We start from the raw sequence: 24,739 nt of genomic DNA, 5'->3' as shown, positions 1-24,739 counted from the left end.
TCTCCTTGGCTCAGGCGCGCCGGTACACGGGCGGGCGTTTCTCGGCGAAGGCGCGGGCGCCTTCCTTGGCGTCGGCGGTGGCGAAGACCGGCCAGCCGCACTTCAGTTCGGCGGCGAGGCCCTCGGTCTCGGTCATCTCGGCGGTCTCGTAAACGGAGGCTTTGACGGCTTCGACGGCGAGCGGGCCGCAGGCATTGATCTGCTCGGCGACGTCGAGGGCCTGCTCCAGTGCGGTGCCGTCGGGGACGACTCGGCCGATGAGCCCGATACGGGCGGCTTCGTCGGCGCTGTACGGGCGTCCGGTGAGAAGCATTTCGAGGGCGTGGGTGCGGGGGATCTGGCGCGGCAGCCGGACCGTCGAGCCGCCGATGGGGAAGAGTCCGCGCTTGACCTCGAAGAGTCCGAATGTGGCGCTCGCGCCGGCGATGCGGATGTCCGTGCCCTGCAGGATCTCGGTGCCGCCGGCCACGCAGTATCCCTCGACTGCGGCGATGACCGGTTTGCGGGGGCGGTGGTGGCGCAGCATCGCCTTCCAGTGCAGATCGGGGTCGGCCGTCATCCGGTCCCGGTACTGCTCGCCCTCCATCCCCGCGCCCGCCAGGGCCTTGAGGTCCATGCCGGCGCAGAAGGTACCGCCCGCGCCGGTGAGGACGACGGAGCGGATGCCGTCGTCCTCGTCGGCGGCCAGTCAGCCGTCGTACAGCCCGACCAGCATCGGCAGCGAAAGCGCGTTCTTCGCCTCCGGCCTGTTCAGGGTGAGCACCAGTGTGGCGCCTTCGCGCTGCACGGTGAGGTGTTCCGTACCACCCATTGCCTGCCTCCCTCCAGATCCAGATCCAGATCCAGATCCAGAACAGGTTGCAGTAGGACCGGGTCCAGTTCAATAGTTTTCTGACAGTCAGTCAGATTTCTTCTACGGCACCTCTTCCCAGTTGTGCCGCTCGGCACTCTAATGACCGCCGAGCCACTCAGCGCCCCGGGGTCAGGAGAAACGGTGGAGTACAACCTTGCCGACCTGTTCGAGTCGGTCGTCGACGCGGTCCCCGCTCGCGAAGCGCTCGTGTACCTCGACCACCCCGGTACGGGTGCGGAGCGCCGGCTCACCTACGCCGAGCTGGACGCCGCCGCCAACCGGATCGCCCACCATCTGATCGACGCGGGCCTCGCGCCTGGAGAGCACCTCGGCCTCCACCTCTACAACGGCATCGAGTACCTCCAGACGGTACTGGCCTGCCTCAAGGCACGCCTCGTGCCGGTCAATGTCAACTACCGCTACGTGGAAAAGGAGTTGATTTATCTCTATCGCGATGCGGATCTGGCGGCGCTGGTCTTCGACGCCGAGTTCGACGAGCGGGTCGCGGCCGCCGCGCCGAAGGCCCGCAAGCTCCGCCACCTCGTACGGGTGGGCACGCCGGTGGCGGGCGCCCCCGGTCCGGATGCCGTGGCGTTCGCCGACGCCGAGGCGGCCGGGAATCCCCGGCGCGGTTTCGCCCCGCGCTCGGCCGACGACCAGTTCATCATCTACACCGGTGGGACCACGGGCATGCCCAAGGGTGTGATGTGGCGCCAGGAGGACCTCTTCTTCTCCGGCCTCGGTGGCGGCGCCCCGACCGGCGAGCCGGTGAAGGCGCCGCAGGAGCTGGCCGAGCGGGCGGCCGCGGGTGGTGACGGCATCACCTTCTTCCCCACTCCCCCGCTGATGCACGGCACTTCGACGCTCACCGCGTTCATCGGGTTCAACTTCGGGCAGCGGGTCGTCATCCACCGCAAGTTCGTCCCCGAGGAGGTGCTCCGGACGATCGAGAAGGAGGAGGTCACCAGCGTGTCGCTGGTCGGCGACGCGATGCTGCGGCCGCTGATCGACGCACTGAAGGGACCGCTGAGGGGCACCGACTGTTCGTCCATGTTCTCCGTCTCCAGCTCGGGCGCGATCATGTCGGACTCGGTGCGCGCGGAGTTCCAGTCGCTGGTGCCCACCGTGATGCTGCTGAACAACTTCGGCTCGTCCGAGTCCGGCTTCAACGGCACGGCGACGGCCGACTCCGGTCCGGAGAACGGATTCCGCCTCCAGGTCAACTCCCGTACCGCGGTGGTCGATCCGTCGACGTACGAACCCGTGGCTCCGGGTGAGGCGGGGCGGATCGCCCAACGGGGACATGTGCCGCTCGGCTACTACAACGACCCGAAGAAGACCGCGGAGACGTTCTTCCGCAAGGGCGAGGAGCGGTGGGTGCTGCTCGGCGACATGGCGACCGTCGACGCGGACGGCATCGTCACCGTCCTCGGACGCGGCTCCCAGTGCATCAACACCGGCGGCGAGAAGGTGTACCCGGAGGAGGTCGAGCAGGTGCTCAAGTCCCACCCGGACGTGTACGACGCACTGGTGGCGGGGGTCCCCGACGCACGGTGGGGCAATCACGTGGCAGCGGTCGTGCAGTTGCGGGAAGGGGCGGCCGAGCCCTCGCTCGACGACGTCCAGGCGCACTGCCGGACCCGTCTCGCCGGATACAAGATCCCCCGGCAGCTGGTGATCGCTCCGCAGATCCAGCGCTCACCGAGTGGCAAGGCCGACTACCGGTGGGCCCGCTCCGTCGTGGCACCCGGCAGCGGGGCTCAGGGCTGAGACGCGCCGAGTCACCCGAATGCGCTATACCGCGGGCACCCCCGGACGTGCGACGCGGCCGTCCGGTCGTAAGCCATTCGGGCACGGGATACGCTCGTCCGCTCACCCTGCGTGGCAATGGGCGGCGATCGCCCATAGCTTCGGCTCATGAGGAAACGACACATCACCCCCCTCGTGTGCATGGCAATCGTCTCGGCCACCGCGGTGGCCTGCGCCGAACCGTCCGTCTCCGCCGCTACCCCGGCCGTGCGCACGGTCCATCCGGGCCAGTCGATCCAGGCCGCCGTGGACGCCGCCCGGACGGGTGACACCATCGTCGTCGAGCCCGGCACCTACCACGAGAGCGTACTGATCAAGAAGCAGGGGCTGACCCTGCGCGGCACCGGGGCCAAGACCGTCATCAAGCCGGCCTCGACCGGGACCAAGACCGGCAACGCCTGTGCGAAAGCCGGCAGCGGCGTCTGCGTACTGGGCACGTCCGGTCACACCGTCGACGGTGTGAGCATCCGCTCCCTCACCGTCTCCGGATTCAAGAAGAACGGCATCTGGGCGTCCTGGACCGACGGCCTGAAGGTCCGGCAGGTGACCTCCGACACCAACGGCGTCTGGGGCATCGCCCAGGAGAGGTCGACCCGCTCCGAGCTCCGGAGCAACACCGCCCACGGCAACGGCGACGCCGGCATCTTCGTCGCGAACACCGTGGCCGAAGAGGGTGGAGCCACCGACACCCACGGGACGCAGCTCCGCGGCAACACGCTGACGAACAACCGGATCGGCATCACCGCCCGCCGGGTCCGCAACCTCACCATCCGGGACAACACCGCCACCGGCAATTGCAGCGGCATGTTCGTCGTCGGCGACGAGGGCAAGCCGCAGGCCGGGGTGATGACCATCCACAACAACCGGATGACCGACAACAACAAGTTCTGCGCGGCGACCCCCCGGCTTCCCGCCATTCAGGGCTCCGGCATCGTCCTCACCGGCACCGTGGACACCAAGGTGCGCGACAACACGATCCGGAACAACGTGGGCGCCACCCCGCTCTCCGGCGGCCTCGTGCTGTTCAAGAGCTTCGTAGGCGCCCACAACACCGGCAACACCATCAGCCGCAATGTGGCGCTGGGCAACCGGCCCGCGGACCTGGCCAACCAGGAAGCCGGACCGAGCAACACCTTCGTCGGCAACACATGCGCGACGTCCGCACCGGCCGGCCTGTGCTGACCGTGACCCCCCGCACGAGAAGAAGCGAGACGGTATGACCACCGTGAGCACCACCACCCCCATCCCCACCACTCCCCTGCACACCCCGCAGCCGGGAATGCGGCTGCGCGAGATCGCCTTCGGCGCGGCCTGCGCCGCGGCCGTGCGCGCGGCGGCCCGGCTGGGCGTCGCCGACGCGCTCGGTGAGACACCGGCCACCGCGGCCGAGCTCGCGGCGGAGGTGAACGCCGAGCCGGCGCCGCTTCGCCGGCTGCTGCGCGCCCTGTCCTGCTACGGAATCTTCGCCGAGACCGCCGACGGAAGCTTCGTCCACACCGACATGTCCCGGCTGCTGCGCGAGGACGACCCGAACAGCCTGCGGTACATCTCCCTGTGGTGCACCGAGCCCTGGACCTGGGAGGTCTGGCCACGGCTGGACGACGCGGTACGCTCCGGCACGAGCGTCTTCCCCGACGTGTACGGGAAGGGGTTCTTCGACTACCTCCACGACGACGCGCACGAGTCGGCACACATCTTCAACCAGGCCATGACCACCTCCAGCATGCAGTCCGCGCTGGATGTCGCCGAACTCCTCGACCTCGCAGGGGTGTCCGAGGTCGTCGACATCGGCGGCGGTCAGGGGCACGTGCTCGCGAGCCTGCTGGAGAAGCACCCGAAGGTCCGCGGCACGCTGATGGATCTGCCGGGCGTGGTCGCGCGCGCCGATGCCCGGCTGCGGGACGGCGGAGCGCTCGCCAAACGGACAAGCATCCTCGCCGGGGACTGCCGCGAGGCGATCCCGGTCGAGGCAGATCTCTACATCATCAAGAACATCCTGGAATGGGACGACGAGAGCACGCGCAGGACGCTGCGCAATGTCATGGCGTCGGCCCGCCCGGGTGCCCGGGTCGTGATCATCGAGAACCTGGTCGACGACACCCCGTCGATGCGGTTCACCACCGCCATGGACCTGCTGCTGCTCCTCAATGTCGGCGGTGCGAAGCACACCAAGGAGAGCCTGATCGGGCGGATGGAGGAAGCGGGGCTGATCGTCGGCGACATCAGTCCGGTCAACGGATATCTGCACGCGTTCGAGTGCATCGTGCCCAGCTGAACCGTTTCGCCTCACACAATCGCCCCGGATCCGGCTCTTCAGCCGGACCCGGGGCGACCGTCGTGTGTCTCAGGCGCTGGAGTCGCGCTCCCAGTGGTAGAACTCGTGGGCCATCGCGTCCTTCGGACCACGCCAGGTCTGCGGGTCGTACGGACTGACGAAGGCGGTGAGCTTCTGGCTGAGGTCCTGGAACTCCGGGTGCTGGTGCACCTTGGCAATCTCCGGACCCGGCGGACGGTCGGACTCGATCAGGTGCAGATAGACGTCGCCGAACTGGAACAGCTTGCGCCGGTTGACTCCGACGAGGTGCGGCAGTTCGCTGCAGTCGGAGGCCGCGAACAGTTCGGCGATGTCCGGCGCCGACTCCGGCGCCATCCGGGCGACGATCAGAGCGTGGTGCATGGGTGGGATGCCTTTCTGATACCCGGCCGGTACCCCGCCGGGACGGCGGGGTGGCCGGACGCGGGCGGGCAGGGGGTCAGCGGGCGTTGACCGGGGCGGTACGGCGCTCGCGGTCGCGCTGCTCGATCTTGTCCCGGATGAGTTCCATCTGGACGCGCGAGTTCCGGTTGATGTTGTCGGTCATCCACGCGTCGTCGACGGGCGCGTCGGACCGCATCGCGAAGTCCTGCGCCCAGTGCAGCTTCGTGCCACCGGGGACCTCCGAGTACTCCCAGCGGATGTTCATGTGCTCGAACGGGCCCGGCTCGACGCGGCGCGCGATGACCTTGCGCCCGGCGCGGTCGGTCGTGCGCTCCGAGACCCAGCTCCACACCTTGCCGTTCTCGTCGGGGTGCATGGTCAGACGGAACCTCGTCCTCTCGCCGTCCCGTTCGATGACCTCGACCGCCGCGTACTCACTGAACAGCCGCGGCCAGTTCTCCAGATCGTTCGTCACGTCCCAGACCAGGTCGAGGGGGGCGGCGATGGTGATCTCGTTCTCGGTGTGTCCGGACACTTCAGGCTCCTGTCATGAGGGTGTGGTTGACGAGGTCGAGGAATTCACGGGGCGTCTTGCACCGGTCGGCGTCGGCCGGGAGCGGCCTGCCGTGCCGGTTCTCCAGCACGCCCACGATGCCGAGGAGGCCGAGCGAGTCCAGGCCGTACTCGTCGAAGCCGGACGCGGGCCGGCTCTCCATCTCCTGCGGGTCGACGCTGACTCCCGCGCCCTTCTTCATCAGCGCAGCCAGCTCCTGGTAGGTCAGTGGATTGTTCATGAGGGCTTCTCCTTCTCACGCGTGGATAGCGGTGGGGCGCCGCAGCACGATGGCCGCGTTCGAACCCATGAGGCCGCGGCTCAGCACGAGCGCCGTCCGCAGTTCGGCGGGGCGCGCCCGGCCGGTGACGACATCGAGTTCGTGACACACGTCGACGACGTTCGGGGTGGGAGGTATCAGGCCGTATTCCATGGCCAGTACGGCGGCTGCCGCGTCCAGCACCGGCGCCCCGCAATAGGCCCGGCCGATCCCGGTCTTGGGCGCCGTCACGGGTACCCGCTTGCCGTGCAAGCCGAGCGCGTCGGCGATGGCCAGCGCTTCGGCGCGGTCGGCGGAGGGTACGCCGAGGGCGTCGGCGAAGACCACGTCGATCTCCTCCGGCGCACAGCCGGCCTCCCGCAGGGCGCCGCTGATCGCCCGGGCGAGCCCCTCCCGGGACTCCTCCCACCGGGACGCCCCGGTGAACGTCGCGGAGTGGCCCGCCAGTTCGGCCCTGATGCGGGCCCCGCGGCGGTTCGCCGCGGCCTCCTCCTCGACCACGAGCATGGCGCCGCCCTCGGCGGGTACGAAGCCGCACGCATCCGAGGTGAAGGGGCGATAGGCCCGGGCAGGGTCCTCGCAGACGCTGAGGTCCTCGTACCCGAGCTGGCAGACGACCGAGTACGGGGCCAGAGGTGCCTCGGCGGCGCCGACGACCACTGCGTCGGCGCCGCCGCGGATGGACCGGGCGGCATGCGCCAATGCGTCCAGGCCGCCCGCTTCGTCGCTGGCCACGACGGCGCACGGCCCCTTGAATCCGCCCCGGATGGAGATCTGGCCGGTGCTGGCCGCGTAGAACCAGGCGATGGACTGGTAGGGGCCGACGTAATTGGACCCCTGTCCCCACAGCCGTTGCAGTTCGCGCTGGCCGAACTCGCCGCCGCCGGAGCCGGCGGCGGTCACCACTCCCACGGCGAACGGGTCGCCCTCGTAGTCGGCCCGGCCGATCCGGGCGTCGTCGAGGGCGAGATCCGCTGCGGCCATCGCGAAGTGCGTGAACCGGTCGGTCTGTACGAGGTAGCGTTCCTCGATCAGGTCCACCGGGTCGAAGCCCCTGACCTCGCCTGCGACCCGCAGGGGCAAATGCTCGCAGCCCTCGCGGGTGACGCGGTCGAGGACGCTCGTCCCCTCCTGCGTCCTCTTCCAGAACGACTGCGTGGTCGTGCCGTTGGGGGCGACGACACCGATGCCGGTGACGACGGTGCGCCGGGCCTTTCGGGTGCTCATGGTGTCCTCCCACCTGTTCTGGTCAGGGCCACAGCGGACTGGAAACCACCGAATCCGCTGCCCACCGACAGGACGCTGCGCAGCTTCCGGGACCGTGCGTCACGCGGCACGTAGTCGAGGTCGCACTCCGGGTCCGGGGTTTCGTAGTTCGCCGTCGGCGGCACCGTCTGGTTGACCAGGGACAGCACGCAGGCGGCGATCTCGATGGCGCCGATGGCGCCGAGCGAGTGACCGACCATGGACTTGATGGAGCTCATGGGCACCTCGTAGGCGTGTGTGCCCAGGGCCCTCTTCACTGCGGCCGTCTCGTGGCGGTCGTTCTGCTTGGTGCCGGATCCGTGCGCGTTGACGTAGTCGATCTGTGAGCTGTCTATCCGGGCATGGCCGAGGGCCCGGTTGATGGCCTCGGCCATCTCCAGTCCCTCGGGGGTCAGCCCGGTCATGTGATAGGCGTTGCCGAAGGTGGCATAGCCGGCGATCTCGCAGTACACGGTGGCACCGCGGGCGCGGGCATGTTCCAGCTCCTCCAGGACGAGTACGGCTCCGCCCTCGCCCATGACGAAGCCGTCCCGGCGCGCGTCGAACGGCCGGGAGGCGTGCTCCGGGTCGTCGTTGTTCGCGGAGGTCGCCTTGATCGCGTCGAAGCAGGCCACCGTGATCGGGGTGATCGGCGAGTCGGACGCCCCTGCGATGCAGACGTCGACCCGCCCCTCCTCGATGGAGTGGAACGCGTACCCGATCGCGTCGAGGCCGGAGGTGCAGCCCGTCGAGACGGTCTGCACCGGGCCGTGCGCGCCGACCTGCTCCGCGACCGCCGAGGCGAGGGAACTGGGTGAGAAGGCCCGCTCCAGATGGCGGCCGGCCGGGCGGTGGTCGACGTCCCAGCGGGCGCCGCTGCCACTGACGGCGACGTAGTCGTGCTCCAGCCGGGTGGTGCCGCCGACGGCGGTGCCGAGGGACACCCCGATGCGCCAGGGGTCCACCTTCTCCGGGTCGAGCCCCGCGTCGCCGAGGGCTTCCCTGGCGGCGACGAGCGCGAACTGGACGTACCGGTCCGAGCGGGCGATCTCGTCCTCGCCGAGGCCGTGGGCCGCGGGGTCGAAGTCGCACTCGGCGGCGATCCGGGAGCGGAATCCCACCGGGTCGAACAGGGTGATGCCGCGCGTCGCGGTGCGTCCGTTGGCGAGGAGGTCCCAGAAGGCCGGCGCGCCGATTCCGCCCGGGGCGACGACACCGACTCCGGTGACCGCCACGCGCCGGGTCATGAAGCCGCCTCGGTTCGTTCTGGCGGCGCGGCGTGGCCGGCGGTCTCGGTGTGCTCGGTGTCGACATGACCGAGCTCCGGACGCGGGGCGAGCGGACCGAGGTGGAAGACCATGCGCGCTTCCACATCTCCCACGTTACGGAACCGGTGACGTACATACGGAGGGATCAGCAGGCCCTGGTCGGGCCGCATGGCATGCGGTTCCCCGTCCAGGTCCACCTCCAGGAGACCGTTCACGACGTACACGAACTCCTCCGAGTACGGGTGGTAGTGCTCGCCGATGCGGTCGCCGGGCTGCACGATGGCCAGCCCCATGAAGCCGCTGGTGGCACCCACCGCGGTCGGCGTGAGCATGGCGCGCAGGTCGCCTCCGCGCCTGCGGTTGGGCTGAGTCTCACTGAGGTCCACGATGCGTGGCCGGTGCGTGGTCATGACTGCTTTCCTCCTGGCGCAGTGCGCGTGGTGTTGACGGGTTGAGCGAGAACCCCCCAGGGTGCTGACGCGCGGTTCAGGAATCCGCGGCCCGCCGATCGGTGATCAGGGTCATTTCGGACTTCTTGAGGAAGCGCGAGATCTCCTGGTCGTTGGTCGGCGCGGCGTTGGCGCCGCCGTCGAGGAGCCGTCCGAGCCTGGCCACCTTGGCGGGGTCGTCGATGCCCAGCGCCTGAGCGGGCTGCGCGTCCAGCGGGCCGACCATTTCGAGGAGCCGCACGACGATGTCGTCGCGCTGGAAGATGGTGCTGCTGTCGATCGGGCTGTTCCGGTCCTCGGCCGCCTCCTCGTCGTTGCCGGCGAGCAGCCGGGCGAGCGCCATCCCGCACCCCTCCTTGGCCTGGTAGAACAGCGCGTACCGGCGGATGTCCGCGGCGTTGTGCCGGCCGGCGGTGACGTGGTGGACCGTGGGCAGAGCTGCCCGGGTGAAGAACACCCGGGCGGAGTTCTCGTCGCTGAGGTCCCGGTCCTGCTCCAGGTACGGGTTGATGGCCTCCTCGACGGCCCTGACCTCGGGCTGACGGGACACATGGCGCAGGCCCGCAAGGAGGTCCCCCTCGACCTCGACGGCCCGGACGACCCGGTTTCCGTGCATGAAGAGCGAGGTACGGCGCAACCGGGTGTGCTCGTCGACCCGGGCCTTCGGGGACTCGTAGTCGGCGAGGATCTTCGCGACGACGTCCTCGCTGCCGGGCTTCACGGTGAAGGTGAGGGCGTGGCGGACCACGCCGTCGCCCAGCCGGGGGGCGGACTGCAGGTTGCCCTTGGCGGCATCGGGGGTGCTCTCGAAGGCGCTCCCGGTCTCCCGCAGCACGGAGAAGCGCAGCGACCGGGTGTCGCGTACGCAGCTGTGCAGGGGCTGGACCGTCTGGACGTGCTCCTCGCTGTTGACCCAGGCGAGGAAGGGCGGTGCGCTCTCCCATTCGCTGGTGATGAGCCACTGCGAGGGGTTCTCGATCGACTGGCACAGCTGGTCGCTGATGTGCCCGGGTACGGATGCCACCTGATTGCGCAGGTGTTCGTACGCCTCAAGGAATTGGTTCTGGGCTCCGTCGTGCAGATCCAGCAGCAGAACGACCCGCAGCCTGGAGCCGTCGAAGGCGGACTGCGAGATCCGTTCCGAAAGGGTGGTCATGTGTCGTTCTCCTTCGAGACGGCGTGGCGTCCACGTGAATGGCATGCCGTCGGTTGTCGAATGGGATCGGAGCGGGAAACCTCCCGGCGGATGAGTACCGTCCGCCCCCCGCGCCGCGGGCTGCGTCTCCGTGACCGATCGTGAAACGCTGGTCCGGCCGACGCGAGATTTATGAACCGTTCAGGTGAGCAGCCGTCCGGGGGCCGTCCGAACGGCTCCCACAGGGGCATGAACAATGCATCTGTACGGCGTCGGAGCTGGAGCAACTGATGAACGAGAACGTCGACCTCCGTGTACCCGTCCTCATCGTGGGCGGCTCCCTGGTGGGTCTGTCCGCATCACTTTTCCTCGGCCGGCTCGGCATCGAGCATCTGCTGGTCGAGAAGCATGCGGCCACCTCCACACACCCGCGTGGCCGCGGCAACAACGTACGGACCATGGAGGTGTTCCGCACGGCGGGAGCCGAACAGCGGATCCGGGAGGCCGCTTCGGTGCTCGCGGAAAATCACGGGATTCTGCAGGCGGGTTCGCTGACCGGCGACGACCAGGAGTGGCTGTTCAAGGAGATCGACCCGGGCGGCGGACTGGCGCGGTTCAGCCCGAGCGGCTGGTGCCTGTGCAGTCAGAACGATCTGGAGCCGGTGCTGCTGGCGCAGGCCCGTGAGCAGGGCGGCGACATCCGGTTCTCCACCGAAATGATGACGTTCGACCCGGATGGCTCAGGGGTGCACGCCGCGCTGAAAAACCGGGAGACCGGTGAGCACATCAGCGTCCGAGCGGACTACCTGATCGCGGCCGACGGTCCGCGCAGCCCCATTCGGGAGCAGCTGCGGATCGGTCAGTCGGGACCCGGCGACCTGTTCCACAACGTGAGCATCACCTTCCGGTCGCGGAAGCTCGCCGACGTGGTGGGCGACCGGCGTTTCATCGTGTGCTACCTGACCAACCCCGTCGCGGACGGTGCTCTGTTGCCGGTGGACAACGAGAAGGACTGGGTGTTCCACGCGCCGTGGCAGCCCGAACGGGGCGAGATGCTGGAGGACTTCACCGACGAGCGGTGCGCGGAGCACATCCGCCGGGCGACCGGTGCACCGGACATCGATGTGGAGGTCACCGGGAAGGCCCCGTGGCACGCCGCGGAGCGGGTCGCCGAACGGTACGGCCGGGACAGAGTCTTCCTCGCCGGGGACTCCGCCCATGAGATGTCGCCCACCGGGGCGTTCGGCTCCAACACCGGTATCCAGGACGCGCACAACCTCGCCTGGAAGCTCGCCGCCGTGCTGCGCGGCGAGGCCGGTCCGGGGCTGCTGGACACGTACGAGGCGGAGCGGCTGCCCGTGGCGCGGGCAACGAGCGAGCGGGCCTCGTCCCGTTCCGCGGAGCACAGCCACCCCGGATATGCCCCGGCTCCCGGTGTGGGCGGCGGGAAGAAGGGCGGCCTGCTGCCGGTGGCGCTGGGGTACCGCTATGTCCGCGGCGCCGTGCTGGGTGTGGACGCCGAACAGCCGGTGGTGCCGCAAGGCCTGCGGTTGAACGGTGACCCCGGCTCCCGGGCACCACATCTGTGGGTCCGTCAAGCAGGCGAGCGCAAGTCGACACTGGACTTGTACGAGCGGTCGTTCGTGTTGCTGACCGACGGCGCGGATGTGGCGTGGCGCCGGGCGGCCGCGCGCGTGGCCGCCCGGCTTTCGGTGCGGCTCGACGCGTTCGGCATCGGCGCCGGCTCCGACCTGGAGCCGGAGAACGGGGCGGACTGGGCACAGGCGCACGGTACGAGCGCCGAGGGTGCGGTGCTGGTGCGCCCCGACGCCTTCGTGGCCTGGCGGTCGGAAGGTTCCGTCACCGATCCGGAGACGACGTTGTACGAGGTGCTGTCCTCCCTGCTCAGCAGGGGCTGACGCCGCCGGCCAACGGTTCATCGATGTCTCGGTCCATGCCGAACGACCGCACCGCCGCAAGGAACTCTGCCGGCCGGGCGGTGTGGACGAGATGTCCGGCGTCGATGGTGACCAGGCGGCAGTCGGGGATCTGTTGGGCCATCCACGCAAGTTGGTCCTGCGCGAGGTGGCTGCCGGGACCCCCGCCGATGATGAGGGCCGGGGCGGTGATCTCGCCGAGGCGCCCGCGGGCCGCCGGGTCGGGCTCGTTCAGCTGGGCATTGATCGACGGGACGACGGGCCAGTCGAATTCGAGTTCCGTGTCGGGGCGTTGGGCGGGCGCGGCAGATCGAGCGGGATGAGCGGCGGGGCCTCCTCGATGACCAGCCGGCCGATCAGCGCCGGCTCCTGTTCGGCGAGCAGGAACGCGGCGACGCCGCCCATCGAGTGTGCGACGACGGTGGCGCCGGACAGATTGCGGGCCTCCAGGAAGGCGTGCAGGTCGTTCGTCGTCGCGGAACAGCTCGACGCCATCCAAACAGGGCCCATGCCGTGATGCAGCTGCGTTCGGTATGCGCGTATCCACGATGTGGGACGACTCCCGGATGGGAAGCCCGGCCGGTGCCGCGGTCCGCCACGAGGCGGCCTCACCGGTCCGCGCATAACCGGCGGACCGGAGGGGCTGCGCACGAAATCGTCGCCCCCTCTTGCCATGCTGCGGGATATCCTGAATTACTGCTCCCGTAACGATCGACCGAACGATCGGTCGTCCGCTCAGGGAGAGGGAGATCCGGATGACGGCCCTGCTGGACGCGGCGGAGCGGCTCGGCCGCCCGGAGCTGCAGGCGCTGCAGCTGGAGCGGCTGCGCGCCACGCTGCAGTACGCGTACGACCATGTCGCCTTCTACCGAGCGGCGTTCGACAAGGCGGGGCTGCGCCCGGACGACTGCCGTTCGCTCGCCGACCTGGCCCGGTTCCCGTTCACGACAAAGGCGGATCTGCGGGACAACTACCCGTTCGGCATGTTCGCCGTGCCGGAGGACCAGGTGCGGCGCATCCATGCGTCCAGCGGGACGACGGGCCGCCCCACCGTGGTCGGCTACACGCAGCGGGACCTGGACATCTGGGCGGACGTGGTCGCCCGCTCGATCCGGGCCGCGGGCGGCCGTCCCGGGCAGAAGGTCCACGTGGCGTACGGGTACGGTCTGTTCACCGGCGGCCTCGGCGCGCACTACGGGGCGGAACGGCTCGGCTGTACGGTCATCCCGGCATCCGGTGGCATGACCTCGCGCCAGGTGCAGCTGATCCAGGACTTCCGGCCCGAGATCATCATGATCACCCCCTCGTACATGCTGACGCTGCTCGACGAGTTCGAGCGCCAGGGCGTCGATCCGCGTACCACCTCGCTGAAGGTCGGTATCTTCGGCGCCGAACCGTGGACACAGGAGATGCGCCGGGAGATCGAGGAGCGGTTCGCGATCGACGCGGTCGACATCTACGGGCTGTCGGAGGTGATCGGCCCAGGGGTCGCCCAGGAGTGCGTGGAGACGAAGGACGGGCTGCACATCTGGGAGGACCACTTCTATCCGGAGGTCGTCGACCCGTTCACCGGTGAGGTGCTGCCGGATGGCGAGGAGGGCGAGCTGGTCTTCACGTCGCTGACCAAAGAGGCCATGCCGGTGATCCGGTACCGGACCCGGGATCTGACCCGGTTGCTGCCCGGCACGGCACGGGTCTTCCGGCGGATGGAGAAGGTCACCGGGCGGAGCGACGATCTGGTGATCCTGCGCGGGGTGAACCTCTTCCCGACCCAGATCGAGGAGATCGTGCTGCGTACGCCGGGGGTGGCACCGCACTTCCAGCTGCGGCTGACCCGCGAGGGCCGTCTCGACGCGCTGACGGTACGGGCGGAGGCACGGGCGGAGTCGACACCGGACCAGCGGGCACATGCCGCGCGGGCGATCGCGGCGGCGGTCAAGGACGGCATCGGGGTGTCGGTCGGGGTCGAGATCATCGATCCCGAGACGCTGGAGCGGTCGGTCGGCAAGTTCAAGCGGATCGTGGACGACCGCGGCGGGCGCTGAGACGCCGGGACGGCGGTGACCACTCCTGCCGTGTGTTCCCGGGAGCCGGGCCGTCGCGTCGAGTCGTCCGGCGGCCCCGCCGGACCGGTCACCGTCCCTCGCGGACGCCAGGAACACCGGGGAGCCGGGCCTGGGCGTCCGCTCAGGCCGCCGCCCTGGCGGGGTCCGTGGTCGACATCGGCTGCGGCGCGATCACCGATGAGGGCCCTTCTTTCGGATCATGCGTGGCTGATCCGAAAGAAAGGCCCTCAGGGGTCACGACTGCGCGAACCGGTCTCTGAGCTCGCGCTTGAGAACCTTTCCGCTCGCGTTGCGGGGGAGCTCGTCCACGAAGAGGACCTTCTTCGGGGCCTTGAAGTGCGCGAGCCGTTCCCGTACATGGTCGAGAAGCTGCTGCTCGGTGGCGTCCTCCCGCAGCACGACGACGGCGGTGACGGCCTCGATCCAGCGTTCGTCGGGCAGCCCCACGACGGCTGTCTCGGCGACGGCGGGGTGGGTGTAGAGGGCGTCCTCGACCTGGCGGGAGGCGACCAGGACACCGCCGGAGTTGATGACGTCCTTCACCCGGTCGACGACCGTGAAGAACCCCTCCGGGTCACGTACGGCGAGGTCGCCGGAGTGGAACCAGCCGTCGCGGAACGCCTCGGCGGTCTCCTCGGGCTTGTTCCAGTAGCCCTCGCACAGCTGCGGTGACCGGTAGACGACTTCGCCCGCCGTGCCGTCGGGGACCTCCTTGCCGTGCTCGTCGACAACCCGTGCTTCGACAAAGAGCACCGGCCGGCCGCAGGAGTCCATCCGGCCTTCGTGCTCCTCGGGCCCGAGAACGGTGGCGAGCGGGCCGATCTCGCTCTGTCCGAAGCAGTTGTAGAAGGCCAGCGCGGGCAACCGCTCGCGAAGCCGTTCCAGCACCGGGACCGGCATGATCGACGCGCCGTAGTACGCCTTGCGCAGCCCGCCGAGCTCGCGGGCCGCGAACTCCGGGTGGTTGGCGAGCCCGATCCAGACGGTGGGCGGGGCGAACAGGCTGTCCGCCTGCCCGGCCTCGACGAGGTCGAAGATCCGGCCCGCTTCGGGCGCGTCGAGGATGGTGTTCTCCGCCCCGAGCGCGAGGTAGGGCAGCAGGAACACATGCATCTGCGCGGAGTGGTAGAGCGGCAGCGAGTGGGCGGGCCGGTCGGTGGGGCGCAGGTCGAGAGCGGTGATCGCACTGACGTATTCGTGGACGAGGGCGCCGTGCGTCATCATCGCGCCCTTGGGGAGCGCGGTGGTACCCGAGGTGTACAGCAGTTGCACGAGGTCACCGGCAGCGGGTTCGCGCTCGGGGGTGAAGGGGCGCGGGGTGGCGAGCGCGCCCAGCAGGGAGTCCGGTGCGTCGCGCAGCGGTCGTACGGCGAATCCGGCCGGGATGCGGTCGCTGAGTGCCGGGTCGGTGAGGACGAGGGCGCTGCCCGACTGCTGCAGGATGTAGGTCAGGTCGTCGCCGGTGAGGTTCTGGTTGACCGGCACATGGACCAGCCCGGCGCGGGCGCAGGCGAGGTACGCGATCAGGTACGCGTCGGAGTTGTGCGCGTAGGAGGCGACCCGGTCGCCGGGGTGCAGGCCGTGGTCGGAGAGGAGGACGGCCGCCGCGGTACTGACTGCCGTGTCCAGCGTCCGGTAGGTCCAGGACCGGTCGGCGTACCGCACGGCGGTGCGCTCGGGGGTGCGCCGTGCGCTGCGGGTCACGACGCCGTCGACTGTGGAGCTGCGAACACCTGTCATGGCGTGATCCTGGGCGGCCGGGACCGGGCGGTCAAGGGTTCTGTTACCGCCGAGTTGTTGACAGGGCTACGGGCGTGCTGGCTGAGTTGCGCGTGGTGTCTCGGGGCATCCGAGCAACCGCCTTTCTCACCCGCACAGTTGGGAGGACCCTCGCCCCTCCGTAACCGTCTGAGACTTCTCGCGGTGTCCGGTCTCGCACTGTTCACCGTCTCGGCGTCCCTGCCTCCGGCCGTGGCCGACGCCTCGCACACCCGGCATCCGTCGGGCGGCGTGCTGTCCGCCGTGATCCGCTACACCGAGTACGGCATCCCGCACATCGTGGCGAAGGACTACGCGGGTCTCGGGTTCGGCAACGGCTGGGCGCAGGCCGCCGACCAGGTGTGCACACTCGCCGACGGCTTCGTGACGCTGCGCGGCGAACGGTCGCGGTACTTCGGTCCGGACGCGGCTCCGGACGGTTCGCTGTCCTCCGCGACGAACAATCTCTCCAGCGATCTCTACTTCCGCGGGATCCAGGACAGCGGCACCGTGGAGAAGCTGCTGACAGTGCCCGCCCCGGCCGGTCAGAGCCATGACGTGAAGGAGCTGGAGCGCGGCTGGGCGGCCGGCTACAACGCCTGGCTGAATCAGAACCGGATCAGCGATCCGGCCTGCCGGGGCGCCGACTGGGTGCGGCCGGTGACGATGCTGGATGTCGCGACCCGCGCCTTCGCGCTCTCCGTGCTGGGCGGTCAGGGCCGTGGGATCGACGGCATCACGGCGGCGCAGCCGCCCACGGGCGCACCGGCGTCGGCCGGTGTTCCGCCGGGTGAGGCGGCGAAGGCTGCGCAGCGGCTGTTGTCCACGCAGAACGCCGACATCGGCTCCAACGCGGTCGCGTTCCGGGGCAGTACGACGGCGAACGGGCGAGGGCTGCTGCTCGGCAATCCGCACTACCCGTGGCAGGGCGGGCGGCGGTTCTGGCAGTCGCAGCAGACCATCCCCGGGGAGCTGAACGTGGCGGGCGGTTCGCTGCTCGGCTCGGCGACCGTGTCGATCGGGCACAACGCGAACATCGCCTGGAGCCACACCGTCGCCACGGGTGTCCCCCTCAATCTGCATCAGCTGACCCTTGATCCGGCCGATCCGACCGCGTATCTGGTGGACGGCAAGCCGGAGCGAATGGTGAAGCGCACGGTCTCGGTCGCGGTGAAGGGCGGCGCCACGGTGACCCGGACGCAGTGGTGGACCCGGTACGGTCCGGTCGTCACCGCCCTCGGTGCCGGACTGCCGCTGCCCTGGACGGCGACGACCGCGTACGCGCTGAACGACCCGAACGCCACGAACCTGCGGTCCTCGGACACGGGTCTCGGGTTCAGCAAGGCACGCAGCGCCGCGGACATCCAGGCCGCGCTGCGTCGTACCCAGGGGCTGCCGTGGGTGAACACCGTCGCCGCCGATTCCGCGGGCCATTCGTTCTTCTCGCAGTCGCAGGTGCTGCCGCGGATCACGGACGATCTCGCGCAGCGGTGCTCCACCCCGCTGGGCAGAGCAACATACCCGTCGTCGGGGCTCGCGGTGCTGGACGGTTCGAGGAGCGACTGCGCGCTCGGTTCGGACCCGGACGCGGTGCAGCCGGGCATCTTCGGGCCGGGCCGGATGCCGACCGTCAAGGATGCTCCGTACGTCGAGAACTCCAACGACAGCGCCTGGCTGACCAACGCCGAGGCACCGCTGACCGGCTACGAACGAGTCTTCGGCACCATCGGCACGCCTCGCTCGATGCGGACCCGCGGCGCGATCGAGGATGTGTCGGCGATGGCGGCGAAGGGCCGGCTGACAGTCGGCGACCTGCAGGAACAGCAGTACGCAAACCGCGCCCCTGCCGGTGACCGGACAGCGGCCGACCTGGTGCGCGCCTGCGCATCGCTGCCCGGCGGAACCGCGGCCGGCAGCAACGGCCGGGCGGTCGACGTGTCGGCGGCGTGCGACGTGCTTGCACGCTGGGACCGGAAGGTCGACACCGGGAGCCGGGGCGCACTGCTCTTCGACCGGTTCTGGCGCAGGGCCACCGCGGTACCGGCGGCCGAGCTGTGGAAGGTGCCCTTCTCCCCCACCGACCCGGTCGGTACCCCGCACACGCTGAACACCGCGGCGCCGCGCGTCACCGCGGCGCTGGCCGACGCGGTGGCCGAACTGCGGGCGGCCGGGATCGCACTGGACGCACCGCTGGGCGCGTACCAGGGGGTCGTACGGAACGGGAAGCGCATCCCGGTGGGCGGCGGCACGGAGTCCCTCGGCATCTGGAACAAGACCGATCCGGTGTGGGACGCCGCGGGCGGCGGGTACACGGAGGTCTCGGCCGGCTCCAGCTACATCCAGGCGGTCGGCTGGGACGGCTCCTCGTGCCCGGTGGCCCGCACCCTGCTTACGTACTCCCAGTCCTCGAACCCGAACTCACCGCACTACAGCGACCAGACCGAGCTCTTCTCGGGTGAGCGCTGGGTGACATCCCGGTTCTGCGAGAAGGACATCGCGCGCTCGCCGGCGCTGCGGGTGGTGCGGGTGCGCGAGCACCGGTAGCACGCTCCGGAGGCAATTCGGCCCCTGACCGTTTCCGGGCGGTCGGGGGCCCGTCGCTGCCGACGGTCAGGGGCCGGTCGTTGCGTGCGGTCAGGGGCCGGTCGTTGCGTGCGGTCAGGGGCCGGTCGTTGCGTGCGGTCAGGGGCTGATCGCAAGGACGATGAACGCGGCAAAGATCGCCAGGTGGACGCCGCCCTGAAGCAACGTGGCCCGCCCCGGTACGACGGTCAGCGCGCCGACCACCACGGTCAGCGCGAGCAGCACCATATGGGTGGCGCCGAGGCCGAGAAGGAGCGGTCCGGGCAGCCAGATGGAGGCCAGGGCGATGGCCGGGATGGTCAGCCCGATGCTGGCCATGGCCGACCCGAGGGCGAGGTTGAGGCTGGTCTGCACGCGTTCGCGGTGGGCGGCCCGGACCGCGGCGAGGGTCTCGGGCAGCAGAACCAGCAGGGCGATGACGACACCGACGACCGCCTGCGGCAGCCCGGCGGCCTCCACGCCGGACTCGATCGTCGGCGAGACGGACTTGGCGTCGCCGACGACGGCGACCAGCGCGATCAGCAGCATGGCGACGCTGAGCGCGGTGGCGCCCCGGCCGGGCAGCGCCGCGTGCTGCTCTTCCTCCTTGAGCCGGCCGTCCTGGGTGAGCGGCAGGAAGTACTCGCGGTGCCGGACGGTCTGTACGGCGACGAACAGCCCGTACAGGAAGAGGGACGCGACTGCGGCGAAGGTGAGCTGTGCAGTGGAGAACTCGGGGCCCGGTCTGCCGATGGTGAAGGTCGGCAGCACCAGACTGAGGGTGGCGAGGGTCGCGACGGTGGCGAGGGCGGCGCCGGAACCTTCGGCGTTGAAGACGGCGACGCGGGAACGGACCGCGCCCACCAGCAGGGACAGTCCGACGATGCCGTTGCAGGTGATCATCACGGCGGCGAAGACGGTGTCGCGGGCGAGCGCGGACGTCTTGGGGCCGCCGTCCACCATCAGGGTGACGATCAGGGCCACCTCGATGACGGTCACGGCGACGGCCAGGACGAGCGAGCCGAACGGTTCGCCGACCCGGTGGGCGATCACCTCGGCATGGTGGACGGCGGCGAGCACGGCGCCCGCGAGACAGAGCGCGACGACGCCAACGGCGAAGGCCGGCAGCACCCGCCCCCAGCTGAACACCAGCGCGACCGCCGCGACGATCGGCACCACCACGGTCCACCGGGTAGCCAGGGACCGGACCGTCGCGCTCGTGTTCATGAGCCACACGCTGCCAGAGGTGACCGGGGCGCGCTCGGCGGACGGTGCAACATCGCCCGCAAGGGCGAGGCTGCGTGGACTGCGGGGCGTGAGCCACGCGTCCCCGCCACCCATAGAGGTGTCCGGACGGAGGAGACCACCCAGCAGCCAGCTGGGCGCTACCTCCAAGCCCAGTCGCTTACGGCCAGGTCAAGTTGACAGGGCCCTGTGGTGCCCCTCCCAGTACGGGTCGCGCAGTTGCCGCTTGTACAGCTTGCCGTTGGGGTCGCGCGGCATCGTGTCGATGAAGTCGACACTCTTGGGGCGTTTGTATCCGGCCAGCCGCTCGGCGCAGTGGGTGAGGATCTCGGCGGCCAGCCCGTCGCCCGGGGGGTGTCCTTCGGCCGGTTCGACGACCGCCTTGACCTCCTCGCCCCAGTCGGCGTGCGGGATGCCGAAGACGGCAGCATCGGCGACCGCGGGGTGGCTGAGGAGCGCGGCTTCGATCTCGGCGGGGTAAATGTTCACTCCTCCCGAGATGATCATGTCGATCTTGCGGTCTCGGAGGAAGAGATAGCCGTCCTCGTCGAGGACGCCCAGATCGCCGACGGTGAAGAACTCCCCGATGCGGTTCTTCTCCGTCTTGGTCCGGTCCTTGTGGTAGCTGAAGCCGCCGGTGCTCATCTTCATGTAGACGGTGCCGAGCTCGCCGGGCGGGAGGCGATTGCCGTCGTCGTCGAAGACGGCGAGTTCACTGATCGGCCAGGCCTTCCCGACCGTGCCGGGCTTCTTCAGCCAGTCCTCGGCGGTGGCGAACGCGCCGCCACCCTCGCTGGCCGCGTAGTACTCCTCGACGCACCGGCCCCACCAGTCGATCATGGCGCGTTTGACGTGGTCGGGGCAGGGGGCCGCGCCATGGATGGCATGCCGCATCGATGTGACGTCGTACCGCTCCTTCACCTCGTCGGGCAGGGCGAGGAGGCGGTGGAACTGGGTGGGGACCATGTGCGTGTGGGTGCAGCGGTGCGCGTCGATGACCCGCAGCATCTCCTGCGGCGCCCACTTGTCCATCAGGACGAGGCGGTGCCCGATGTGGAGGGCGGCGCCCGCGAACTGGAGCACGGCGGTGTGGTAAAGCGGCGAGCAGACCAGATGGACGTTGTCGTCGAACGGCTTGATGCCGAAGATGCCGAGGAACCCGCCGAGATGGCTCTCCTCGGGGAGCTTGCCGGAGAGCGGGCGGCGAATGCCGCGCGGGCGTCCTGTGGTGCCCGAGGTGTAGTTCATGACCCAGCCGAGGCTGCGGTCCTCGGGCGGTGCGTCGGACTGTTCCGCGAGCAGTTCCGCGTACGGGCGGAAGCCGTCGACCGAGCCGACGGCGTAGCGGTGGCTCACGGGCAGTTCCGCCTCGTCGGCGGCGGAGGTCGCTGCGTCGGTGAACCGCTCGTGCGCGATCAGCACCTTGGCGCCGGAGTCGGAGACGATCCAGGCGATCTCGGGGCCGACGAGGTGGTGGTTGACGGGGACGAGATAGAAACCGGCCTGGGAGGCGGCGAGGTACGCGGTGAAGAATTCGACGCCGTTGGGGAGGACCACGGCGAACGCGTCGCCCTGCCGGAGCCCGGCCGCGCGCAGCCCGTGGACCAGGCGGTTGGCCGCGGCGTGCAGCCGGCCCGCGGTCCAGGTCTCGCCGTCGGGGGCGACGAGGATCGTACGGTCGGGGTCTGCGGTGGCCTGGGCGCAGAAGCCGTTGGGCAGCTGGTTCACGCGGCGCTCCGTCCGGCGATGCGGTTGATCCGGTCCACGGCGCGTTCGAAGCCGCGGGTCAGGTCGTCGAAGACGGCCTGCACGCTGCGTTCGGTGTTCATCCTTCCGACGATCTGGCCGACGGGGGTGCCCAGCAGTGCGCCGGTCTCGTACTTCTGGATACGGGAGACGGCGTCGGCGACCAGCAGTCCCTGGAGCGGCATGGGCAGGGGGCCCGGGCCGGACGGGTCGTCCCAGACGTCGGTCCATTCGGTACGGAGCTGGCGTGCGGGTTTGCCGGTGAGGGCGCGCGAGCGGACGGTGTCGCCGGAGCCTGCGGCAAGGAGCTTGCGGGTCAGTGCGCGGGAGTGGAGGTCGGCCTCCTCGGTGGTCAGCCAGAGCGAGCCGAGCCAGACGCCCTGGGCGCCGAGGGCGAGTCCGGCGGCGATCTGCTGTCCGCTGCCGATGCCTCCGGCAGCGAGGACGGGGAGGGATCCCACGGCGTCGACGACGTCGGGGACGAGGACCATGGAGGCGATCTCTCCGGTGTGACCGCCCGCTTCGTACCCCTGGGCGACGACGATGTCGATGCCCGCGTCGGCGTGGTGCCGGGCGTGCTTGGCGCTTCCGGCGAGGGCGGCCACGAGGACGTTCCGGTCGTGGGCACGTTGCACGACGTCCGCGGGGGGCGAGCCGAGGGCGTTGGCGAGGAGCCTGACGGGGTGGTCGAAGGCGACGTCGAGCTGGTTGCGGGCGACCTCCTCCATCCACCCGGTGATGCGCCAGCCGGATGCCTCGCCCTCGGCGAGTTCGGGGACGCCGTACTTGGCGAGGGTGTCCTGGACGAACTGGCGGTGTCCGGCCGGGATCATCGCTTCCACATCGGCCTCCGTCACCCCTTCCACCTTCTTCGCGGGCATGACGACGTCGAGGCCGTACGGCTTGCCGTCGGTGTGCTCCTGCATCCAGTCGAGGTCACGTGCCAGGTCGTCGGGGGCCGTGTAGCGGACCGCGCCGAGTACGCCGAATCCGCCGGCCCGGGTGATCGCCGCGGCCACCGCCGGGAAGGGCGTGAAGCCGAAGATGGCGTGCTCCACTCCCAGTTTCTTGCTCAGCTCCGTCTCCATGGGCGGCAGGATGCCGCAGTCGGACATCCGAAGGAAGAGATTTTCTGATGCCGTGTCAGATTCTTTGTGGCGCCGGGGGCCTCCGGGACGGCAGAGGTGACAGTAATCTCTGCGGCGGCAGGAAGTTTCATCGTAGGACTGGATGACGAAAGTTACTTTCAACCGGTAGGAAGGGGTTCCGGATGACCGAGGACGCGACCGGCAGAGGGATCAGCCGACGCAGGCTGAGCGGTGGGATGCTCGCACTGGGCGGAGCACTCGCCCTGGCACCGATTCCCTTCGCGGAGACGGCGTCGGCCATGGAATCGGGGGCGGGAACGTCGGGGACGTCGGGAGCAGGCACCGTGGACGCTTCGGACGCGGCTGCCGACCGGCGGCCGACGTTGCGGCGCGGTTCCGCCGCCCGCGCCGGACTGTTGCAGGGACCGCTGGACCAACTGGTCACAGAGGCGGAACGGTTCCTCTCCGCATCCCCCAAACACCCGTGGTACGCGGGCGCGGTGCTGCTCGCCGGGCGCGGTGGCACGGTGGCGCTGCACCGGCCGATCGGCAGGGCGGTGCGATACGCGGCCTACGACGAAAAGACCGACACCGGGGTGGAGTTCCCGGCGGACCAGCAGATCGCGATGGCCGAGGACACGGTCTTCGACCTGGCGTCGGTCTCGAAGCTGTTCACTTCGATCCTGGCCGTGCAGCAGATCGAGCGCGGGGCACTGGAACTGGAGGCGAAGGTCGCCTCGTATCTGCCCGACTTCTCGGGAGGCGGCAAGCAGGACGTCACGATCCGTCAGCTACTCACGCACACCTCGGGATTCCGTGCCTGGATCCCGCTCTACAAGGAGCCGACCCGGGAGGGGAAACTGCGGCTGCTGTGGAACGAGGTACCGGCCAAGCCGCCTGGCACGGTGTATCTCTACTCCGACCTCAATCTCATCTCGCTGCAGCTGGTCCTGGAGAAGATCACCGGACGCACCCAGGATGTGCTGCTCCGCGAGGAGATCACCGCGCCGCTCGGGATGCACCGCACTCGTTACAACCCGCCCGCCGCCTGGAAGCCGAAGATCGCGGCCACCGAGGACGCCCGGCTGCCCTGGTCCGGCCTGGACCGCGGGCTGGTCTGGGGCGAGGTGCACGACGAGAACGCGTACAGCCTGGACGGGGTGGCGGGCCACGCCGGAGTATTCTCCTGCGCCTGGGACCTCGCGGTCCTCGCCCGTACGCTGCTCAACGGAGGCGTCTACGGACGCGCGAGGATCCTCTCCGATGAGTCGGTGGACCTCCTGTTCACCGACTTCAACACCGCCTTCCCCGGAGATGCCCACGGACTCGGCTTCGAGCTCTACCAGCACTGGTACATGGGGGCGATGGCCACGCCGAGCACAGCGGGCCACACCGGCTTCACCGGGACGAGCCTGGTCCTCGATCCGACGACCGACTCGTTCCTGATCGTGCTCGGCAACTCCGTTCATCCGGTGCGCACATGGCGCTCCGGCAGCGCACCTCGGGTCGCCACCGCGAACCAGATGGCGCGGGCGGTGGCGGTGCACCCCGCCCGGGGCCGTACCGCCTGGTTCTCCGGCATGGCGAGCGCCGCCTCCGCCACGCTCGCGCTGCCCGCTCTGCGTCCGGCGTCCTCGCGTTCCGCGCTGAGCTGCGCGGTGTGGTGGGACACCGAGCCGGGCTCCGACTTCCTCTTCCTGGAGGCCTCGTCGGACGCCGGGACGACCTGGCAGCCGGTGCCCTTCACCACCGTACCGACGACGTCCGGATCCCACCGGGCCGAGCCGGAAGGGCATCCGGGGGGCTCCGTCTCCGGCTGGTCGGGCCGGGTCTGGCACCGTCTCGACGCGGACCTGGCCGCCTGGCGCGGCAAGGAGGTGCGGCTGCGGTGGCGGTACACCACCGATCAGCTGTACGTCGGGCGCGGGGCGTACGTGGACGGCATCCGGGTCGAGGACGACGGCATGACCGTCTTCGACGACGGCAGGTCGGGCGACGCCGGGCGTATCGAGGCGAACGGGTGGACGGTGTCCGCGGACTGAGAACG

The 24,739-nt window shown here is 69.8% G+C and carries 18 protein-coding genes and 2 pseudogenes; 7 read left to right on the top strand and 13 right to left on the bottom strand.

Annotated features, from left to right (window positions below; genetic code table 11):
* Window positions 1–10: 10 nt before the first annotated feature.
* Window positions 11–811: pseudogene (locus OH809_RS40875) on the bottom strand (crotonase/enoyl-CoA hydratase family protein).
* Window positions 812–994: 183 nt separating this feature from the next.
* Here OH809_RS40875 and OH809_RS40870 point away from each other — a divergent pair.
* From OH809_RS40870 to OH809_RS40860, 3 genes are all read left to right on the top strand, one after another.
* Window positions 995–2,623 carry an acyl-CoA synthetase gene (locus OH809_RS40870; RefSeq protein ID WP_406415926.1) on the top strand — a complete coding sequence of 543 codons (1,629 nt, stop codon included), beginning with the start codon at window positions 995–997 and terminating at the stop codon, window positions 2,621–2,623.
* A gap of 147 nt (window positions 2,624–2,770) precedes the next feature.
* Window positions 2,771–3,844 (top strand): nitrous oxide reductase family maturation protein NosD, encoded by a 1,074-nt coding sequence (locus tag OH809_RS40865; RefSeq protein ID WP_406415928.1) that lies wholly within the window; start codon window positions 2,771–2,773, stop codon window positions 3,842–3,844.
* 34 nt (window positions 3,845–3,878) lie between these two features.
* Window positions 3,879–4,937, top strand: a complete 1,059-nt coding sequence (locus tag OH809_RS40860) for a methyltransferase (RefSeq protein WP_406415930.1) — start codon at window positions 3,879–3,881, stop codon at window positions 4,935–4,937.
* A 69-nt stretch (window positions 4,938–5,006) separates the two neighbouring features.
* Here OH809_RS40860 and OH809_RS40855 read toward each other — a convergent pair whose 3' ends face one another.
* From OH809_RS40855 to OH809_RS40825, 7 genes are all read right to left on the bottom strand, one after another.
* Window positions 5,007–5,339, bottom strand: a complete 333-nt coding sequence (locus OH809_RS40855; protein ID WP_406415932.1) for a TcmI family type II polyketide cyclase — start codon at window positions 5,337–5,339, stop codon at window positions 5,007–5,009.
* A 76-nt stretch (window positions 5,340–5,415) separates the two neighbouring features.
* The gene (locus tag OH809_RS40850) at window positions 5,416–5,895 is read right to left on the bottom strand and encodes an SRPBCC family protein (protein ID WP_406415933.1); all 480 of its coding nucleotides are present in this window, start codon (window positions 5,893–5,895) and stop codon (window positions 5,416–5,418) included.
* Window position 5,896: 1 nt separating this feature from the next.
* Window positions 5,897–6,154 carry an acyl carrier protein gene (locus OH809_RS40845; protein ID WP_406415935.1) on the bottom strand — a complete coding sequence of 86 codons (258 nt, stop codon included), beginning with the start codon at window positions 6,152–6,154 and terminating at the stop codon, window positions 5,897–5,899.
* 15 nt (window positions 6,155–6,169) lie between these two features.
* Complete coding sequence (locus tag OH809_RS40840; protein WP_406415937.1) at window positions 6,170–7,420, bottom strand: beta-ketoacyl synthase N-terminal-like domain-containing protein; 1,251 nt, start codon at window positions 7,418–7,420, stop codon at window positions 6,170–6,172.
* Window positions 7,417–8,685, bottom strand: a complete 1,269-nt coding sequence (locus OH809_RS40835; RefSeq protein ID WP_406415939.1) for a beta-ketoacyl-[acyl-carrier-protein] synthase family protein — start codon at window positions 8,683–8,685, stop codon at window positions 7,417–7,419. Before OH809_RS40835 ends, OH809_RS40840 begins: the two co-directional genes overlap by 4 nt.
* Entirely contained in the window at window positions 8,682–9,116 is a 435-nt protein-coding gene (locus tag OH809_RS40830; protein WP_406415941.1) for a cupin domain-containing protein, read from the bottom strand. Before OH809_RS40830 ends, OH809_RS40835 begins: the two co-directional genes overlap by 4 nt.
* Before the next feature lie 76 nt (window positions 9,117–9,192).
* On the bottom strand, window positions 9,193–10,311 hold the full coding sequence (locus OH809_RS40825; protein WP_406415943.1) for a SchA/CurD-like domain-containing protein: 1,119 nt from the start codon (window positions 10,309–10,311) through the stop codon (window positions 9,193–9,195).
* Window positions 10,312–10,580: 269 nt separating this feature from the next.
* On the opposite strand from OH809_RS40825, the gene OH809_RS40820 reads away from it, so the two are divergent.
* A complete protein-coding gene (locus tag OH809_RS40820) occupies window positions 10,581–12,209 on the top strand; it encodes an FAD-dependent oxidoreductase (protein ID WP_406415944.1) in 1,629 nt (542 codons plus the stop codon).
* On the opposite strand, the pseudogene OH809_RS40815 reads toward OH809_RS40820, so the two are convergent.
* A pseudogene (locus OH809_RS40815) lies at window positions 12,196–12,767 on the bottom strand (alpha/beta fold hydrolase); the annotation flags it as partial. The gene OH809_RS40820 and the pseudogene OH809_RS40815 overlap by 14 nt on opposite strands.
* 215 nt (window positions 12,768–12,982) lie before the next feature.
* Between OH809_RS40815 and paaK the strand changes: the two are divergent.
* Window positions 12,983–14,272, top strand: coding sequence for a phenylacetate--CoA ligase PaaK (gene paaK / locus OH809_RS40810; RefSeq protein WP_406415946.1), 1,290 nt, complete (start codon window positions 12,983–12,985; stop codon window positions 14,270–14,272).
* Between the two features lie 255 nt (window positions 14,273–14,527).
* Here the strand turns inward: paaK and OH809_RS40805 are convergent, their stop codons facing one another.
* Complete coding sequence (locus OH809_RS40805; RefSeq protein WP_406415947.1) at window positions 14,528–16,033, bottom strand: acyl-CoA synthetase; 1,506 nt, start codon at window positions 16,031–16,033, stop codon at window positions 14,528–14,530.
* 183 nt (window positions 16,034–16,216) lie between these two features.
* On the opposite strand from OH809_RS40805, the gene OH809_RS40800 reads away from it, so the two are divergent.
* Window positions 16,217–18,595, top strand: a complete 2,379-nt coding sequence (locus OH809_RS40800; protein WP_406415948.1) for an acylase — start codon at window positions 16,217–16,219, stop codon at window positions 18,593–18,595.
* Between the two features lie 138 nt (window positions 18,596–18,733).
* Here OH809_RS40800 and OH809_RS40795 read toward each other — a convergent pair whose 3' ends face one another.
* From OH809_RS40795 to OH809_RS40785, 3 genes are all read right to left on the bottom strand, one after another.
* Window positions 18,734–19,840, bottom strand: a complete 1,107-nt coding sequence (locus tag OH809_RS40795; protein ID WP_406415950.1) for a calcium:proton antiporter — start codon at window positions 19,838–19,840, stop codon at window positions 18,734–18,736.
* A gap of 189 nt (window positions 19,841–20,029) precedes the next feature.
* Window positions 20,030–21,586: an acyl-CoA synthetase gene (locus OH809_RS40790; RefSeq protein WP_406415952.1), complete on the bottom strand. Its 1,557-nt coding sequence runs from the start codon at window positions 21,584–21,586 to the stop codon at window positions 20,030–20,032.
* Complete coding sequence (locus tag OH809_RS40785; RefSeq protein WP_406516178.1) at window positions 21,583–22,692, bottom strand: NAD(P)H-dependent flavin oxidoreductase; 1,110 nt, start codon at window positions 22,690–22,692, stop codon at window positions 21,583–21,585. The genes OH809_RS40790 and OH809_RS40785 overlap by 4 nt, the downstream gene beginning before the upstream one ends.
* Window positions 22,693–22,874: 182 nt before the next feature.
* Here OH809_RS40785 and OH809_RS40780 point away from each other — a divergent pair, with 182 nt between their 5' ends.
* Window positions 22,875–24,734: a serine hydrolase gene (locus OH809_RS40780; RefSeq protein WP_406415954.1), complete on the top strand. Its 1,860-nt coding sequence runs from the start codon at window positions 22,875–22,877 to the stop codon at window positions 24,732–24,734.
* The last annotated feature ends 5 nt before the right edge of the window (window positions 24,735–24,739 follow it).

Source organism: Streptomyces sp. NBC_00873, assembly GCF_045207415.1.
Classification (GTDB): Bacteria; Actinomycetota; Actinomycetes; order Streptomycetales; family Streptomycetaceae; genus Streptomyces.
This window is presented reverse-complemented; position numbering and strand designations above follow the sequence as displayed.

Excerpts from the sequence above, each read along its gene's own strand:
- OH809_RS40865 (WP_406415928.1), top strand. The coding sequence starts at position 2,771 with ATGAGGAAACGACACATCACCCCCCTCGTGTGCATGGCAATCGTCTCG.
- OH809_RS40860 (WP_406415930.1), top strand. The coding sequence starts at position 3,879 with ATGACCACCGTGAGCACCACCACCCCCATCCCCACCACTCCCCTGCAC.
- OH809_RS40855 (WP_406415932.1), bottom strand. The coding sequence starts at position 5,339 with ATGCACCACGCTCTGATCGTCGCCCGGATGGCGCCGGAGTCGGCGCCG.
- OH809_RS40845 (WP_406415935.1), bottom strand. The coding sequence starts at position 6,154 with ATGAACAATCCACTGACCTACCAGGAGCTGGCTGCGCTGATGAAGAAG.
- OH809_RS40840 (WP_406415937.1), bottom strand. The coding sequence starts at position 7,420 with ATGAGCACCCGAAAGGCCCGGCGCACCGTCGTCACCGGCATCGGTGTC.
- OH809_RS40835 (WP_406415939.1), bottom strand. The coding sequence starts at position 8,685 with ATGACCCGGCGCGTGGCGGTCACCGGAGTCGGTGTCGTCGCCCCGGGC.
- OH809_RS40830 (WP_406415941.1), bottom strand. The coding sequence starts at position 9,116 with ATGACCACGCACCGGCCACGCATCGTGGACCTCAGTGAGACTCAGCCC.
- OH809_RS40825 (WP_406415943.1), bottom strand. The coding sequence starts at position 10,311 with ATGACCACCCTTTCGGAACGGATCTCGCAGTCCGCCTTCGACGGCTCC.
- OH809_RS40820 (WP_406415944.1), top strand. The coding sequence starts at position 10,581 with ATGAACGAGAACGTCGACCTCCGTGTACCCGTCCTCATCGTGGGCGGC.
- paaK (WP_406415946.1), top strand. The coding sequence starts at position 12,983 with ATGACGGCCCTGCTGGACGCGGCGGAGCGGCTCGGCCGCCCGGAGCTG.
- OH809_RS40805 (WP_406415947.1), bottom strand. The coding sequence starts at position 16,033 with ATGACAGGTGTTCGCAGCTCCACAGTCGACGGCGTCGTGACCCGCAGC.
- OH809_RS40795 (WP_406415950.1), bottom strand. The coding sequence starts at position 19,840 with ATGAACACGAGCGCGACGGTCCGGTCCCTGGCTACCCGGTGGACCGTG.
- OH809_RS40785 (WP_406516178.1), bottom strand. The coding sequence starts at position 22,692 with ATGGAGACGGAGCTGAGCAAGAAACTGGGAGTGGAGCACGCCATCTTC.
- OH809_RS40780 (WP_406415954.1), top strand. The coding sequence starts at position 22,875 with ATGACCGAGGACGCGACCGGCAGAGGGATCAGCCGACGCAGGCTGAGC.